This window comes from Streptomyces sp. URMC 123 (genome assembly GCF_051386515.1).
In the GTDB taxonomy this organism is placed as follows: Bacteria; Actinomycetota; Actinomycetes; order Streptomycetales; family Streptomycetaceae; genus Streptomyces.
The window spans coordinates 1-14,669 of sequence record NZ_JBPQTV010000162.1; the positions used below are offsets into that span (position 1 = coordinate 1).

Here is a 14,669-nt window from a genome sequence, read left to right on the forward strand (position 1 = left end):
TAGCGGGGACAGGATTTGAACCTGCGACCTCTGGGTTATGAGCCCAGCGAGCTACCGAGCTGCTCCACCCCGCGTCGACTCGGACAACTGTACGCCATCGTGGGCGCGGGACGAAATCGCCGCGCCCGTCGCCGCCGGTTCACCCAGCCGCCGCGGTCACGCGGTCACCGCCGGTTCACCCAGCCGCCGCCGGTTCGCCGGTCCTGGTCGGTTCACTGGAGCCGCTCGGTTCACCGGAGCCGCTCGGCTCGGCGCCCGGCTTGTCGGACCCGCCCGGTTCGGCACCCGGTTCACCGGAGCCGCTCGGCTCGGCCATCCGGCTCGGTTCGACCGTTCGGGACGTGACGCAGTCGATCAGGCCCCGCCAGCCGCCCTCCGCGAGGGCCCTGCGCTGGTGGGCCGCGCCCGTGCCCTCGCGCAGCACCCGGTTGACCAGGGAGGTGACGCGGTCGAGGTCGCCGGCCTCCTCCAGGGCGGGACGCACGTGCTCGACGAAGTCGCGCACGACCTCCCCGGCGGCCCGGCGCCGCCCCCGCTCGTCGATCAGCGCCTGCCCGAGGCCGTGCCGCGCCGCCTGCCAGGTGGCGGCGTACGACAGCTCCGGCGGAGTGGCCGGCGTCGGCGAGCCGTCCTCCTCGCCCAGGGCGGTGGCCACCAGGGCGCGGATGAGGCCGGCGAACATGACGGCGTCGTCCACGTGGAGCTGGACGTCGGTGACGCGCAGCTCCAGGGTGGGGTAGTTCTCGGACAGCCGCGCGTGCCAGTAGAGCTGGCCCCGGTCGCGGATGGTGCCCGTGGCCAGCAGCGCCTTGACCCGCCGCTCGTAGTCGTCCGCGTCCGCGAAGGCCGGCGGCGGGCCGCTGACCGGCCAGCGGTCGAAGACCACGGTGCGCCAGCTGGAGAACCCCGTGTCGTACCCCTCCCACAGCGGGGAGTTGGACGAGAGGGCCACCAGCGTCGGCAGCCAGGGCCGGACGCGGTTGAGCACGGCGACGGCGGTGGGCCGGTCCGGCACGGCGACATGCACGTGCATGCCGTTGACCAGTTGTTCGTCGACCAGCCGCGCGGCGTCCTCGCGCATCTTGCGGTAGCGGCGCTCGTCGGTCACGGGCACGGCCGCGGCCGGGCTGTTCGGCGCGCTGGCGCAGGCGGCGAGACGACAGCCCTCCTGCTCGGCGGCGGCGCCGAGGATCTGCCGCATCCGCCGCAGATGCTCGCCGACCTCGGTCAGCTCGCGGCAGACCGGCGTGGCGACCTCCACCTGGGCCTGCAACAGCTCCGACTGCACTTCCGGACCGTCCATGTCGGGCCGCAGCCGGGCGGCGGCCCGCACCTGCCGCCCGCGCGGCACGGGCAGGCCCGTGTCCGGATCGAGCAGCAGGTACTCCTCTTCGACACCAAGGGTGAGCATTCCTGGCGGGTGCCCGTTTTCCCCGACCGAAAACGGACCCCGCTCCCCCGCGGCCGCGGGGGAGCGGGGAAGGGGGCGGGCCCTACGGCGTGTCCAGCAGGTGCGGCAGCCCCAGCCGGTAGCGCCCCGCGTCCAGCAGCTTCGCCGCCTCGAACTCCGGGGGCCGGTGCCCCCGGAACAGCCGGACCCGCGGCGCCCCCGAGTCCGCCGCGTCCAGCAGCGCGTTCACCGCGCGCCGGCCCGCCTCGTTGGCGGTCTCCATCGAGGTGAAGTCGACATTGCTGTACGTGCGCACGTAGTCGGCGGCGAGGAAGAGATTCGGGATCGCGGTGGCCGCGTCGGGCCGGTGGTCCCAGGAGCCGACGTCGTTCAGCAGATACGGCTCGTCGTTGGCCGGCTCGGGCCCGCCGGTCCCGGTGACCGCGGGGTCCAGGAACCACGCGTGGACGAGGTCGTCGGGCAGGTGGCGCTCGCCCGTGTCCTCCAGCGCCGCCTTCATCTGGGTCCACACCTCCTCGGCGATCTCCTTGGGCGTGCACTGCCGGGCCGGCTTCCCGTACAGCGGGCCCGGCTCGTCCCAGTCGGAGACGACGACGGAGAGGGAGTCCTGGGCCCGCCCGTCGCCCCAGGTGTCGGCGAACGCCTCGCGCCAGAACCGCGCCTGGCCGATGGAGACCAGCGCCCAGGGCGAGTCGATGTACGCGATGTGGCCGGGAATGCCCCGGACCGGCTCCCGCAGGTAGTACTGGATGCCGTGGGACCAGGTGGTCCGCAGCCGGCGCATGGCCGCCAGGCGCGGCGCGGCGGCGAGCACGTCCGCGCTCCACAGCGGCACGGCCCGCTCCACCGGCACCGCCACCACGAACCAGTCCGCCTCGATCCGTGCCGTGCCCGACGCCGTACGGACGCGGGCCGCCGTGATCCGGCCGCGGTCGGTCTCCAGCGCCTCGACGGCGTGGCCCAGGGCGAACCGGACGCCGAGGCCGCGCAGATGGCGGGCCCAGGGGTCGATCCAGGCCTCACTGGTGGGGGCGTTGAAGACGCGGTCCGCCGGGCCGTCGCTGCCGCGCTGCAGCAGGTCGAAGACGATGGCTTCGAGGCCCTGTCCGCAGGTGCGGGTGCTGGCGTCCTCCGGCTTGAGCGCCTGGATGACCTGGGCGCCGCCGCCGAAGAGCTTGCGGTAGTCCTCCGACCGGCCCTCCACACGGAGGAAGTCGAGCCACTTGACGTACTCCCACTGGCCGTAGCGGCGTTCGTCGCTGCTCGTCATCAGGACGGCCAGCCGCTGGGCGAAGAACGCGGCGTCCCGCGGCGGCAGGCGGAGCAACTGCTCCAGGGCCCCGGCGATCAGCCCGCGCAGCGCGTCGAGGTCGAGCGTGTCGGCGTCGAACGGGGTGGTGGGGACGGGCAGATCGGCCCGGCCGCCGTCGCGGGCGAAGCACACCCACGGCACGCGGGTGAGGTTGCCGTGGACGCCCTGGGCGTTGCCGGGGAAGGGGATGCGGCGCAGGGTGTCGGGGAGGTTGTGGTAGAAGCCGAAGACCCCGCGGTGGCCGTGTTCGCCCGGCAGATCGCGCCGGCCGCCCGCGCCGGTGCCCGGCACGGGGATGCTGCGGGCCTTGCCGCCGAGGACGGTGCGGCGCTCGTACACCGTGACCTCGAAGCCGCGCTCGGCGAGTTCATGGGCGGCCGTCAGCCCGGCGGTGCCGGCGCCGAGGACCGCCACGGTCCGCCCCGCGGCCGCGGCGGTGGGGCGCGCGGCCCTGTCACGCGCGGCCGCCCGCCCCGGCGCGGTGAGCCCGAGGCCGAGCGCGCCCGCGGTGCCGGCGGCGCCGTAGCGGAGCAACTCCCGTCGCGGCGGGCTCCCGTGCGTCCCGGGCCCCTCGTGCGTCCTCTGGTCGTCGGCCATCTCCGTCATCCCTTCGGTCGCTGCTGCCCAACGGGCACCGCGCGGAGGCTAATGAGGCGAGGGCGCGAAGAGAAGACCGCTGTAGCTCTCGGGGGCGATGGACAACGACGGCGGGCCGTGCCGTACGCGGTGCTGCCGCGGTGTGCGTACGTGCGCGCCAGCGTGTCGTACGCGGTCCTGCCGCGGTGTCGTACGCCGTGCCGCCAGGTCGTACGCGCCGCCGGCCGCCGGTCCCCGCGCTCACCAGAGCGACGGCTTGCGGTCCGCCCACGGACGCGCCTCCTCCAGTTGCGCGGAGAGCCGCACGAGGGTCGACTCCGCGCCGTACCGGCCGGCGAGCATCACCCCGATCGGCAGGCCCGCGTCCGTCCAGAAGAGTGGCAGGCTCACGGCGGGCTGGCCGGTCACATTGAAGAACGGGGCGAACGGCGTGTAGCGGGCGAAGTCGGCGTACGCGGCGCCGGGGTCGTCGTCGTTCCGCAGCTCCCCCACCCGTGCGGGCGGCCGGGCCAGCGTGGGCGAGAGGATCACGTCGTAGCCGGTGTCCGGGGGCATCAGCGCCTCGGCGACCAGCTGGCCCAGCTCGCGGAAGAGGGCCAGGGACTCGGCGAGGCGCGGCCCCGTGACCCGCTCGCCGCGCTCGCGCAGGTGGCGGGTGAACGGCTCCAGCAGGTCCTCGGCCCCCTCGGGGACCGGCTCGGCCGCCGCGAGGGTGTCCCAGACGTCGGTGAAGGCGTGCCGCAGCCGCTCGTCGAGCGGGAGCGCCAGCTCCTCGACCTCGTGGCCGAGCTCCCGCAGCAGGGCCGCGGCGCCGTCGACGGCGGCGCGGCAGTCGGGGTGGACCTCGACACCGTCGACGGGGGGCTCGGCCAGCACCACCACCCGCAGCCGCGGCGGCCGGCGGCCGACCTGGTCGAGAAACGTTTCCCCCGGGGGCGGGGGCGGCGCCACGCACGTGTCGCCCGGCATCGGCCCGGCGAGGGCGTCGAGCAGGGCGGCGGCGTCGGCGACCGTCCGCGCGAGGGGACCGTCCGTCGTCAGACCGCTGATGTCGTGGCGGACCGGGCCGCCGCTGACCCGGCCGCGGCTCGGCTTGAGGCCGACCAGCCCGCACACGGACGCCGGTATCCGGATGGAGCCGCCGCCGTCGGTGCCGTGGGCCACGGGGGCGAGGCCGCCCGCCACGGCCGCCCCCGCGCCACCGCTCGATCCGCCGGCCGAGCGGTCGAGGTCCCACGGGGAGCGGGCGGGCGGCGCGAGCGCGTTCTCGGTGTGGCAGGAGTGGCCGAACTCGGGGGTGTTGGTCTTGCCGAGGAGCACCGTTCCGGCGGCGCGCAGCCGGGTGACCACGTGGTCGTCCACGGCCGGCACGTGGTCGGCGTAGGCGCGGGAGCCGAAGGTGCAGCGCACGCCCGCGACCCGGGTGAGGTCCTTGACCGGCACCGGCACCCCGTGGAGCGCCGGCAGCGGGCGGCCCTCCCGCCGGGCGGCCAGCGCCTCGCTCTCGGCGTCGGCGGCCTGCTTGCGGGCGATCTCCGGGGTCACGGTCAGATACGCGCCGAGGGCCGCGTCCAGCCGGTCGACGCGGCGCAGATAGTGCTCCGCCAGGTCGACCGGGGAGAGACGCCCCTCGCGGATCTCGACCGCCTGCTCCAACGCGGTCAGGTCGTGCAGCTCAGCCATGGCCGTCCGTCCTCTCGCGGGGAATCCCCGCATCCTCGCACCGGAGTTCGGGCCGGACCAGACCGCGGTCGGCGGCGGCGGCGCGTCCGCCGCATCCTCCTCGGGGAGGGCACGGGGCGTGGCGCCGCACTCCCCCAGGGTGTAGCCGTGTGGGTGATGAGCGCGACGTACGGCGGATCGCCCGGCCCTTCTCGGCGCCGATGTGCCGCCCCGTACGGGCCGCCAAGCTGGGAGCGTCCGTACGGCGAACCGGACGCGACCCACCGCGTCGCCCGCGCCGCACGGTGTCACTCAACGGGGGTTGTCAGCACATGTTCGACTACGTCGGCTTCTTCGGCCAACGCATGGCGGAGCTCAGGAACTCGGGGCAGTACCGCACCTTTGTCGAGATCGAGCGCCTCGCGGGCCGGTTCCCGCGGGCGCTGCACCACCGGCCGGAGGGGAGCCGGGAGGTGACCGTGTGGTGCAGCAACGACCACCTCGGCATGGGCCAGCACCCGAAGGTGCTGGCCGCGATGCGCGCGGCGCTGGACACCTCGGGCGCCGCCGCCGGCGGGTCGCGGAACATCTCCGGCACCACACCTCACCATGTGGCGCTGGAGCGCGAACTCGCCGATCTGCACGGCAAGGAGAGCGCGCTCACCTTCATCACGGGGTACGCGGCCAATGACGCCGCGCTGTACGTGCTCGGCAAGGCGCTCCCCGGCTGCGCGTTCTTCTCCGACCGGCTCAACCACGCATCGATGATCATGGCGATGCGGGCGAGCGGCGCGGAGCGCCACATCTTCGCGCACAACGACCCGGCCGATCTCGACCGGCTGCTGAGCGCGGTCGATCCGGCGCGGCCGAAGGTCGTGGCCTTCGAGTCCATCTACTCCATGGACGGTGACATCGCCCCGATGGCCGACCTGTGCGCGGTCGCGAAGCGGCACCACGCCCTGGTGTACGTGGACGAGGCGCACACGGTCGGCATGTACGGCCCGGAGGGCGCGGGGATGGCGGCGCTGCTCGGCATCGACGACGAGGTCACGCTGCTGATGGGCACGCTCGCCAAGGGGTACGGCACGGCCGGGGGCTATCTCGCGGGGCCGGCGGCGATCGTGGACGCCGTGCGCAGCCTCGCCCCGGCGTTCATCTTCACGCTGTCGATGCCGCCGGCGCTGGCGGCCGGCGCGCTCGCGAGCGTGCGGCACCTGCGGGCCGGGGACACCGAGCGGAAGCTGTTGCACGAGCGCGCCGGGCTGCTCAAGTCCCTGCTGCGGCAGGCCGGCATCCCGCTGGTCAGCGACGAGAGCCATATCGTTCCGGTGCTCGTCGGGGAGGTGACGCGGTGTCGGCGGCTGGCCCAGATCCTGCTGGACCGGCACGGGCTGTACGCCCAGCCGATCAACTTCCCGAGCGTCCCGCGCGGCGCGGAGCGGCTGCGGATCAACCCCTCGCCGGTGCATCGGCCGGCCGATGTCCACCACTTCGCGACGGTTCTCGACGAGACGTGGAGCGAGCTGGGGCTGCCGCGGACGGGCGCCGCGCGTGCGGTGCCGGCCCCGGCCGCCGCGGTCGGCTGACGCGGTCGGCTGACGCGGTCGATCGGGCCGGGGCCCCGATGAGCCCGCCCGATCACCGAGAACCCCGATCGAGACCCCTGACGGACCGCCCCACCGTCCGGCGCCCGGGAGAACACGGCCCCGGGCGCCGGACGCACCACCCGGCGGCCGCGGCCGTGTCGTGGCCCGCCGGGCCCGATCCGGGCCGCCCCGGACGACACGGCCTCGCACAGCCGACCCGAAGGACACCGCGGTGAGCGATTCCCCGACCGACGGCACGCCCCGGCCCGCCGCCCCGCCGAAGCCCGCGGCCGACAGGCGGGCGGCCACGCCGACCCCGTACCCCGCGGGACGGAACCCCAAGACGGCCGGACCAGCCCATACGAGTGGGACAACCCATACGAGCGGGGCACCCCGTACGGGGGAGGCGCCGCGCACGGCCGACGCGCCGCGAGCGACCGGCACCGCGACGGCCGCCCCAGCAGCACCCGCGGTCGCGACCGCCCCGGCCGTCACCCCCTGGGCGCGCTACGCCCTGCTCTACGCGTTCCTCTTCCTCATGGGCGCCGAGACCTTCCTGCTCTCCCCGCTCCTGCCGACGATCGCCTCGGACCTGCGCGTCGGCACCGGCGGCGCGGCCCAGGTCGTCACCGCCTATGTGCTGGCCTACGCGGTGGCCGCGCCCCTGCTCGGCGGGGTGTCGGACCGGTTCCCGCGCCGGGTGTTCATCGCCGGCGGGGCGCTGCTGTTCCTCGTCGGCAACCTGCTGTGCGCACGGTCCGGGAGCCTGCCGGAGCTGATCGCGGCGCGGGCGCTGACGGGCCTGGGCGGGGCGATGGCCGCGCCGGCCATGTGGGCCCACCTGGCCGAGACCGCCGCGCCCCACCAGCGCGGCCGGGCGGTGGCCGGCGGGGTGTCCTGCTACGCCCTGGGCCAGGTCCTGGGCGTGCCGCTGGGCGGTCTGCTCGCCGAGGCGGTGAGCTGGCCGTGGGTGTTCGTCGCCGTCGCCGCCGGGCTCGTTCCGCTGGTCCCACTGATCGCCTGGCGGCTGAAGGGGCCGCGGCCCGCGCGGTCCGGCTCGCCGCTGAGCGCCTTCGGGGTCTGGCGCGACCGCCGCGTGGCGCTTCCGCTGCTCTCCACCGGCCTGCTGCAGGCCGGCCGGCTGGGCGCCTATACGTTCGTGGGCACGCTCTTCGCGTACCGCTTCTCCTTCGACACCGGGCAGCTCGGCCTGCTCGGCCTCATGGTGGGCGCCGGCTCGCTGACCGGTTCGCTCGCCAGTGGCCGGGCCATCGACCGGGCCCGGGCGCGGGGGCTCGACGAGAACTGGCTGTCCGCCGGCTGCTCCGTGCTCTTCGTGGCGGCCGCGGTCACCACCCTGACCAGCCGTCACCTCACCCTGGCGCTGATCGCGCTGTTCGTCTGGTTCGTGGCGGGGGGCGCCTTCTACACCGTTCAGCAGACGTATCTCGGCGGGGTCCGGCCCGACCGGCGGGCCGGCATCGTCTCCTGGAACGGGACCCTTGACCACCTCGGGGTGGCCCTCGGCACCACCCTGCTGGGCCCGTGGCTCCTCGCCGGCCCCGCCTTCGTCGCCCTCACGGCGGGGCTGGGGCTGGCGGCCTGCGCGCTGTCGGTCCTGGCGGCCCGCTCCGGCACGGCGTACCGCTCCGGTCGGCGCCGCCTCTGACACCATGGGTGGTCATCAGGTCACCGAAAGCGACACGTTGGGCGGTCCCCATGCTTCGTATCGCCGTTCCGAACAAAGGTTCCCTCTCGGCTCCCGCATCCGCCATGCTCCAGGAGGCCGGGTACCGGCAGCGGACGGACGCCAAGGAGCTCATCGTCCGCGACGAGCGCAACGGTGTGGAGTTCTTCTTCCTGCGCCCCCGGGACATCGCCGTCTACGTCGGCTCGGGCCGGCTGGACATCGGCATCACCGGCCGCGATCTGCTGATGGACTCCGCCGCGCCGGCGGAGGAGGTTCTTCCGCTGGGCTTCGGCCGCTCCAGCTTCCACTTCGCCGGGCGGCCGGGCACGGCCGGGACGGTCGCCGACCTGGACGGCCTGACCATCGCCACCTCCTACCCCGGCGTCGTGGCGAAGCACCTGGCCGAGCACGGGGTGAACGCGGGCGGGATCGTCCGCCTGGACGGCGCCGTCGAGACCTCGCTCGAACTCGGCGTGGCGCAGGTCATCGCGGATGTCGTGGAGACCGGCAGGACCCTGGAGCAGCTGGGGCTGAGGATCATCGGCGACCCCATCATGGAGTCCGAGGCCGTCGTCGTGCGGCCCGTCGGCGCGCGGCCGCGCGACGAGGCGGCGGTGCGGTTCCTGCGCCGCCTGGAGAGCGTGCTGGTGGCCCGCCGCTACGTGATGATGGACTACGACATCCGCGTGGAGGACGTGGAGAAGGCGGTGGCCCTGACGCCCGGTCTCGAATCGCCGACCGTCTCCCCGCTGCACCGCCGGGGGTGGGCGGCCGTGCGGGCGATGGTCCCCGCGGACGACGCCCAGCGGATCATGGACCAGCTGGAGAAGGTCGGGGCGCACGCGGTGCTGACCACGCGCCTGCACGCCTGCCGGATCTGAGCGCCTGTTCCCATGCCCCGCCCGTGACCGAACGAGCGTCGGTGACCGAACGAGCACCGGCGAATGAACGAGCGCCCCACATGACCGAATCGGCGGGGAGCTCGGCCGAATCGGCATTGCGGCCGACGGCCGGGCCCGGTTAGGTTCGGCCCATCGTTTCGATCATGGTGCGGACGGCGAGGGGGACGGCATGGCGCAGGTGGAGGGCCGGACGGTCGAGTGCGAGGTCCTGGTGGCGGCGGACCCGGAGACCGTGTGGGGCCTGGTGACCGACATCGGGCTGCCCGCGCGGCTGAGCCCCGAGCTGAACACCGTCGAGTGGCTCGACGGCGCCACCGCGCCCGCGCTGGGCGCGCGTTTCGCCGGCTTCAACCGCCACTCCGCGGTCGGCGACTGGCGGACCGTCTCCCAGATCGTCGAGCTGACGGCCCCGAACGCCTTCGCCTGGGCCGTCATGGACGCCGACGGCCGGTTCGGCGCACCCTCCGAGGACCCCGAGAAGCCGCTGGCGACCTGGCGGTTCACCCTGACCCCGGCGGAGGGCGGCACCCTTCTGCGGCACTCCGTCCGCATCGGCCCGGGCAACTCCGGGCTCAGCGTCACGGTCGATCGCCTGCCGGACAAGGCGGAACGCGTCGTCGAGATCCGGCTCGGCGAGCTGCGCACCGGCATGGAGGCGACCCTCACCGGCATCAAGGCCCTGGCCGAACGGCGGAGCTGACGCCCCGCCCGTCCTCGGACGCTCAGAGGAACGCCGACAGGGGATTGGGTTCGTTCACGAGTTGCTGGCCGAAGGCCTCCGCGCCGATGGCGGCGTTGGCGCCCACGGAGGCCGTGCCGTTCAGGAGCTCGGCGTGGACGTCCGCCTGGGCCGGCGGTGCCATGGCGGCGCCGGCCGCCGCCAGCAGGAGGGCGGCGGCGACGGTGGTCAGGACGCGGTGAACGCACCTCATGGTCGTGACTCCTCGTGTCTCAGGGCAGTGTCTCCGGGCGGTGTCTCCGGGCTGCGTCTCCGGGTAGTGACGCGGGGTGATGCCGTCGAGGCATGCCGTCGGGCAGGAACGGGACGGAACAGGGACGAACTGCCCGTCAGGGCACCCACGACACTCACCGTGCGCGCACACGCCGCCACCGGCCTTCGCACGCCCGTCGGGGCGACCGCGCGGCCCCGCGCCCCCGCGGCCCGTCCGAGCGCCCCTCGGCGCGTCATCCGCGCGAGTGCCGTACGCACGTACGGCACGCGGGGGTGCGGCCATTCCCCCGTACGGGGCGGTTTGCCCGGCCGGAGGCCCGATACGACGCGGCGGGCATGATCGCGCGTGGCCGCGGGTAGCCGCTCGCATGATCGGTTGGAAAGATCATCCATGGCGGAAGGAGATCGACCGTGCTGATGGCCCACCCCGTTGTTCTGCGGAACCTGGTCGAGCAGTACACGGTTCTGGAGGCGCTGCACGCCGAACAGGGCAGCCCCGAGGTACGGCAGCGCATGGCGGACGTGGCGTACAGCTTGTGCATCTCCACCGGCACGCGCGATGTGGACACGGCACTGATCGCGGCCCGGCACCGGCTGCCGGGGGCGCGGGTGGAGGACGACTCCGCCGTGGTCGCCTGAGGGGCGGCGGCGCGAGCGCTCCTTCCGCGTTCCACGGCACCGCCGCACCGCACGCGGATCGCCGGAGCACCCCGGGCCCACGGGCCGCGGGGTGCTCCGCGTCCGTCAGGGGGGCGCTCAGCGTCCGTTCAGGGGGCGCTCAACGCCATGATGTCGTCGTAGGTGTGCAGGTGCCGCCCGGGAGCGGCGGCGGTCAGGCCGGTGATCATGGCGGCCGCGAGACGGTCGGCGCTCACCGGCCGGCAGGGCCGCAGCGGGCCGACCAGGAGCGGGGTGAACAGGGGCGCCGCGGCGGTCGAGGCGCGCTCGGCGGGGCGGTGTTCGGAGCGGTCGCCCAGCAGGAGTGACGGGCGGAAGACCTCCGTGCTGTCGTAGCCGAGGCCGATGACCTCCCGTTCGGTGTCGCCCTTGACGCGGAGGTAGAACGCGCGGGCGCCGGGGCGGGCCCCGATGGCGGAGCACAGCGCGATGCGGCGGGCGCCGGCCCGGCGGGCATGGCGGGCGACGGCCACGGTCAGGTGCTGGTCGACGGCGCGGAAGGCCTCCCGCGACCCGGCGGCCTTGCGGGTGGTGCCCAGGGCGCAGTAGACGTCGTCGACCGCGGGGACGTCGTCGGCGCCGAGGTCGGCGAAGTCCGTGACGCGGACGTCGAGATCGGGGTGGGTGACGGCCGGGGGCCGGCGGACGAGCGCGGTCACCCGGCCGTACCGCGGGTCGGCCAGCAGGCGGGTGAGCAGATGGCTGCCGACCAGGCCGGTGGCCCCGGCCAGCAGCGCGGTACGGGTGGACATGGCGGCACCTCTCGGAGGGGGCGGTGGCGGAGCGGCCGGGGCGCGCGGGTCACGGGAGCGGCCCGGCGGAACCTCGTACGGCGCTTGCACGCGGCCCGTACGCCGTCCGCACGCGGTCCGTACGTTATCGGTACGCGATCCGCCCACCACGCGGCCGGGGGCGCGACGCCGCACACCCCTGGGCACGCCCCTTCGCCGGGTGTCACTTCGGCTGAAGTACTCTGCCCGGAGTAGGTTCGGGTCGGGCCCGGGCCGGCGCACTTCGAGGAGCACGCGCGATGCGACAGAACCCGGCACGGCGTACCGCGCTGCTGGACGGCGCCATCGAGGTCCTGGCCCGGGCGGGGTCGCGGGGGCTGACCTTCCGTGCCGTGGACGCGGAGGCGTCCGTGCCGCCCGGCACGGCGTCGAACTACTTCGCCAACCGCGCCGATCTGCTCCGCCAGGTCGCCCGGCGGACCCGTGAGCGGCTGACCCCCGACGAGGCGGACACGGCGAGGTCGCTCCAGGGCCCGCCGTCCCGGGAGCTGGTGACGCGGCTGCTGCGGGAGCTGTTCGAGCGCATGCGGCGGGACCGGAGCAGCTGTCTGGCCATGCTGGAGCTGCGCCTGGAGGCGACCCGCCGACCCGAGCTGAGAGCGGACCTGAGCACGCTCCTCACCGCCGACCTCCAGGAGAGCATCGACTTCCACCTCGGCGCGGGCCTGCCCGGCGACCGGACCACGGTGGTGCTGCTCCACCTCGCCATGAGCGGCCTGATCGCGGACGACCTCACCGTGCCGGACATCCTCGCCCCGTACTCCCCCGACGAGTTGATCGACGCCATGGTGGAGCGCGTCCTGCCCCCCGAGCCGGCGGCCTGACGGCCCTCCGGGCGCGTGTTCCCGGGGAGTCGTCAGCGCTTGGGCCAGTGCCACGGCGGTTCGTCCAGCATGCCCTGGCCGGCGACGGTCGTCCGGCCGAACTCCTTGACCAGCTCGATGGCGCGGGTGTCGACGCGGCGGCGGGCCGCGCCCTCCGTGAGCGCCTCCGCGAGGGCGGGGGCGTGGGTGACGACCACGATCTGGGTCTCCGCGCAGGCGGTGAGCACGAGGTCGGCGAGCGGGCGCAGCAGGTCCGGGTGGAGGCTGGTCTCCGGCTCGTTGAGCACCAGCAGCGCCGGCGGCCTCGGGGTCAGCAGCGCGGCGGTCCACAGGAGATAGCGCAGCGTGCCGTCGGAGAGCTCGGCGGCGCGCAGCGGGCGGAGCAGCCCGTGCTGGCGCAGTTCCAGTTCGAAGCGGCCGCCGTGGTCGGTGATCTCGACCCGGCTGCCGGGGAACGCCGCGTCCACCGCGGCGTCCAGCGCCTCGTGGTCCCCGATCTCCCGGATCGTCTGCAGCGCCGCGGCCAGGTCGGAGCCGTCGTGGGCGAGCACGGGCGTGCGCGTGCCGACCCGGGCGGAGCGGGCGGGCTCCCCCGGGGCGGAGCCGGACGCGGTGCGCGATGCGCAGTGCGGGTTCGCGGTGCGCGTTCGCGGTTCCGCCGCGGGGGGCCGTACCAGCGGACTGTCCTAGCGGGGGCCGAACCTGCGGGGCGTGCGGCCGCGGCGGCTCGCCCCGCCCGACCGGGAGGCGCCCTCACCGGAGCGGGCAGCGCCGGCGCCCCACCGGGGCGCGCCCTCGCCCGAACGGGAGGCACCACTCGTACCCGAACGGGACGCGCCACCTGTACCCGAGCGCGAGGCACCGCCCGTGCCCGAGCGGGAGGCGCCACCCGTGCTCGACCTGGCGCCGGGGCGCCCCTTGCCGCTGCTCTGCCGGCGTCGCGCGGCCGGCGCCGGCGCGGCGGCCGCGGGCGCGGCGATGACGACGGGGACGCCCGAGGGCTCGCGCGCCCCGGTGATCCGGTCGAGCTCCTCGTCCTTGGCGCGCACCCGGGTCGTCAGGGCGTCGATGCCGGCGTCCTCCATCAGGCGGGCCAGCTCGCGGCGCTGGGGCGGCAGGGCGAGGGTGACGACCTTGCCCGAGCCGCCGGCGCGGGCGGTGCGCCCGCCGCGGTGCAGATAGTCCTTGTGGTCGACCGGCGGGTCGACGTTGACCACCAGGTCGAGGTCGTCGACGTGGATGCCGCGGGCCGCGACATTGGTGGCGACCAGGACCGTGATGTCGCCGTCCTTGAACTGGTCGAGGGTGCGCGTGCGCCGGGGCTGGGACTTGCCGCCGTGCAGGGCGGCGGCCCGGACGCCGCTGAGCAGCAGGTCGCGGGTGAGCCGGTCGACGGCCCGCTTGGTGTCGAGGAACATGATCACCCGGCCGTCGCGGGCGGCGATCCGGGTGACCGCGGGGAACTTGTCCTCGGGCGCCACATGGAGCACGTGGTGCTCCATCGTGGTGACCGCGCCCGCGGCGGGGTCGACGGAGTGCACGACCGGGTCGTTGAGGAACCGGCGGACCAGGGTGTCGATGTTCTTGTCGAGCGTGGCGGAGAACAGCAGGCGCTGGCCGTCCGCGGCCACCTGCCGGAGCAGCGCGGTGACCTGCGGCATGAAGCCCATGTCGGCCATCTGGTCGGCCTCGTCCAGCACGGTGATCGTCACGTCGTCGAGCCGGCAGTCGCCGCGCTCGATCAGGTCCCGGAGCCGTCCGGGGGTCGCCACGACGACCTCGGCGCCGTCGCGCAGCGCGGCGCCCTGGCGGGAGACGGACAGGCCGCCGACCACGGTGGCCAGCCGCAGCTTCAGCGAGCGGGCGTAGGGGGTGAGCGCGTCCGTGACCTGCTGGGCCAGTTCCCGGGTGGGGACGAGGATCAGCGCGAGGGGGCGCTTGGAGGCCGCCCGCCGGTCCGCGGTGCGGGCGAGCACGGCGAGCCCGAAGGCGAGGGTCTTGCCGGAGCCGGTGCGGCCGCGGCCGAGGACGTCCCGCCCGGCGAGCGTGTTGGGGAGGGTCGCGGCCTGGATGGGGAACGGCGCGGTCAGGCCGTTCTGTTCCAGCGTGTCCAGGAGGGCGGCCGGCATGTCCAGCTCGGCGAAGGACTCCACGGGCGGCAGCGCCGGGGTGACGCTGGTCGGCAGGGCGAACTCGCCGTGGGGGGCGGGGGCGCGCCCCGCGCGCTTTCCGGCGGGCGCTGCGGCCGACGCCTTGCGCTGGCG

Annotated in this window: 13 protein-coding genes and 1 tRNA gene; 6 read left to right on the forward strand and 8 right to left on the reverse strand. The window is 75.1% G+C overall.

Translation table 11 applies throughout. From position 1 onward, the window contains the following. The 4 genes from ACSNOD_RS19055 to ACSNOD_RS19070 all read right to left on the reverse strand — a co-directional run bounded on the left by ACSNOD_RS19055 (position 1) and on the right by ACSNOD_RS19070 (position 5,003). Positions 1 to 74 (reverse strand) — tRNA-Met (locus ACSNOD_RS19055). 101 nt (positions 75 to 175) lie between these two features. Beyond that, positions 176 to 1,411: a carboxylate-amine ligase gene (locus tag ACSNOD_RS19060; protein WP_436768176.1), complete on the reverse strand. Its 1,236-nt coding sequence runs from the start codon at positions 1,409 to 1,411 to the stop codon at positions 176 to 178. A gap of 82 nt (positions 1,412 to 1,493) precedes the next feature. Next, complete coding sequence (locus ACSNOD_RS19065; protein WP_436768177.1) at positions 1,494 to 3,320, reverse strand: hydroxysqualene dehydroxylase; 1,827 nt, start codon at positions 3,318 to 3,320, stop codon at positions 1,494 to 1,496. Positions 3,321 to 3,560: 240 nt separating this feature from the next. Then, positions 3,561 to 5,003, reverse strand: coding sequence for an amidase (locus ACSNOD_RS19070; protein WP_436768178.1), 1,443 nt, complete (start codon positions 5,001 to 5,003; stop codon positions 3,561 to 3,563). 311 nt (positions 5,004 to 5,314) lie between these two features. Between ACSNOD_RS19070 and hemA the strand changes: the two genes are divergently transcribed. The 4 genes from hemA (at position 5,315) to ACSNOD_RS19090 (ending at position 9,860) form a co-directional block, all read left to right on the forward strand. Further along, entirely contained in the window at positions 5,315 to 6,568 is a 1,254-nt protein-coding gene (gene hemA / locus ACSNOD_RS19075) for a 5-aminolevulinate synthase (RefSeq protein WP_436768179.1), read from the forward strand. A gap of 232 nt (positions 6,569 to 6,800) precedes the next feature. Beyond that, positions 6,801 to 8,237: an MFS transporter gene (locus ACSNOD_RS19080; protein ID WP_436768180.1), complete on the forward strand. Its 1,437-nt coding sequence runs from the start codon at positions 6,801 to 6,803 to the stop codon at positions 8,235 to 8,237. Between the two features lie 50 nt (positions 8,238 to 8,287). Next, positions 8,288 to 9,139: an ATP phosphoribosyltransferase gene (gene hisG / locus ACSNOD_RS19085; RefSeq protein ID WP_436768181.1), complete on the forward strand. Its 852-nt coding sequence runs from the start codon at positions 8,288 to 8,290 to the stop codon at positions 9,137 to 9,139. A 190-nt stretch (positions 9,140 to 9,329) separates the two neighbouring features. Next, the gene (locus ACSNOD_RS19090) at positions 9,330 to 9,860 is read left to right on the forward strand and encodes an SRPBCC family protein (RefSeq protein ID WP_436768182.1); all 531 of its coding nucleotides are present in this window, start codon (positions 9,330 to 9,332) and stop codon (positions 9,858 to 9,860) included. 22 nt (positions 9,861 to 9,882) lie between these two features. On the opposite strand, the gene ACSNOD_RS19095 is transcribed toward ACSNOD_RS19090, so the two are convergent. Then, positions 9,883 to 10,092: a hypothetical protein gene (locus ACSNOD_RS19095; RefSeq protein ID WP_436768183.1), complete on the reverse strand. Its 210-nt coding sequence runs from the start codon at positions 10,090 to 10,092 to the stop codon at positions 9,883 to 9,885. 431 nt (positions 10,093 to 10,523) lie between these two features. Between ACSNOD_RS19095 and ACSNOD_RS19100 the strand changes: the two genes are divergently transcribed. Next, positions 10,524 to 10,751 (forward strand): DUF5133 domain-containing protein, encoded by a 228-nt coding sequence (locus tag ACSNOD_RS19100; RefSeq protein ID WP_436768184.1) that lies wholly within the window; start codon positions 10,524 to 10,526, stop codon positions 10,749 to 10,751. 128 nt (positions 10,752 to 10,879) lie between these two features. On the opposite strand, the gene ACSNOD_RS19105 is transcribed toward ACSNOD_RS19100, so the two are convergent. Then, complete coding sequence (locus tag ACSNOD_RS19105; RefSeq protein WP_436768185.1) at positions 10,880 to 11,542, reverse strand: NAD(P)H-binding protein; 663 nt, start codon at positions 11,540 to 11,542, stop codon at positions 10,880 to 10,882. A gap of 278 nt (positions 11,543 to 11,820) precedes the next feature. Here ACSNOD_RS19105 and ACSNOD_RS19110 point away from each other — a divergent pair, with 278 nt between their 5' ends. Continuing rightward, the gene (locus ACSNOD_RS19110) at positions 11,821 to 12,405 is read left to right on the forward strand and encodes a TetR/AcrR family transcriptional regulator (RefSeq protein ID WP_436768186.1); all 585 of its coding nucleotides are present in this window, start codon (positions 11,821 to 11,823) and stop codon (positions 12,403 to 12,405) included. A 32-nt stretch (positions 12,406 to 12,437) separates the two neighbouring features. Here the strand turns inward: ACSNOD_RS19110 and ACSNOD_RS19115 are convergent, their stop codons facing one another. Together ACSNOD_RS19115 and ACSNOD_RS19120 are read right to left on the reverse strand one after the other, a co-directional pair. Further along, the gene (locus ACSNOD_RS19115) at positions 12,438 to 12,956 is read right to left on the reverse strand and encodes an AAA family ATPase (protein ID WP_436768187.1); all 519 of its coding nucleotides are present in this window, start codon (positions 12,954 to 12,956) and stop codon (positions 12,438 to 12,440) included. 135 nt (positions 12,957 to 13,091) lie between these two features. After that, positions 13,092 to 14,669, reverse strand: a 1,578-nt coding sequence (locus tag ACSNOD_RS19120) for a DEAD/DEAH box helicase (protein WP_436768188.1), incomplete at its 5' end; no start/stop codon positions are given.

What these genes read in the sequence shown, in the direction of transcription:
- ACSNOD_RS19060 (WP_436768176.1), bottom strand. Translation starts at nt 1,411, where the DNA reads ATGCTCACCCTTGGTGTCGAAGAGGAGTACCTGCTGCTCGATCCGGAC.
- ACSNOD_RS19065 (WP_436768177.1), bottom strand. Translation starts at nt 3,320, where the DNA reads ATGGCCGACGACCAGAGGACGCACGAGGGGCCCGGGACGCACGGGAGC.
- ACSNOD_RS19070 (WP_436768178.1), bottom strand. Translation starts at nt 5,003, where the DNA reads ATGGCTGAGCTGCACGACCTGACCGCGTTGGAGCAGGCGGTCGAGATC.
- hemA (WP_436768179.1), top strand. Translation starts at nt 5,315, where the DNA reads ATGTTCGACTACGTCGGCTTCTTCGGCCAACGCATGGCGGAGCTCAGG.
- hisG (WP_436768181.1), top strand. Translation starts at nt 8,288, where the DNA reads ATGCTTCGTATCGCCGTTCCGAACAAAGGTTCCCTCTCGGCTCCCGCA.
- ACSNOD_RS19090 (WP_436768182.1), top strand. Translation starts at nt 9,330, where the DNA reads ATGGCGCAGGTGGAGGGCCGGACGGTCGAGTGCGAGGTCCTGGTGGCG.
- ACSNOD_RS19095 (WP_436768183.1), bottom strand. Translation starts at nt 10,092, where the DNA reads ATGAGGTGCGTTCACCGCGTCCTGACCACCGTCGCCGCCGCCCTCCTG.
- ACSNOD_RS19105 (WP_436768185.1), bottom strand. Translation starts at nt 11,542, where the DNA reads ATGTCCACCCGTACCGCGCTGCTGGCCGGGGCCACCGGCCTGGTCGGC.
- ACSNOD_RS19110 (WP_436768186.1), top strand. Translation starts at nt 11,821, where the DNA reads ATGCGACAGAACCCGGCACGGCGTACCGCGCTGCTGGACGGCGCCATC.